Annotated in this window: 1 protein-coding gene; it reads right to left on the bottom strand. The window is 53.6% G+C overall.

Going from position 1 to position 207, the window contains the following annotated elements:
• Positions 1–207: hypothetical protein (locus ICE88_RS08670; RefSeq protein ID WP_216252073.1), on the bottom strand; the 207-nt coding region annotated here is incomplete at both ends.

Here is a 207-nt window from a genome sequence, read left to right as displayed (position 1 = left end):
TCAAGGTGATCGGACGAGCTGTGATCGCCAAGCTACCAGATACATACGTGATGTCATAGTTGCTAGCCAAGAAGCCATCAGTACCGGTGGCTGATGTGGCCACTACTTCATTGGCGTTCGTACCTACCGCACGAGTCGTGCTAGCAGCGTAGCCATTGGCGCTGGTCAAAGTCACAGCCGTGGCCACTTCACTATTGGCATAGGTAC

It is taken from the genome of Polynucleobacter sp. AM-26B4 (assembly GCF_018882285.1).
Classification (GTDB): Bacteria; Pseudomonadota; Gammaproteobacteria; order Burkholderiales; family Burkholderiaceae; genus Polynucleobacter.
Note: the sequence above shows the minus strand (reverse complement) of the source record. Positions and strands in the feature narration are given on the sequence as shown.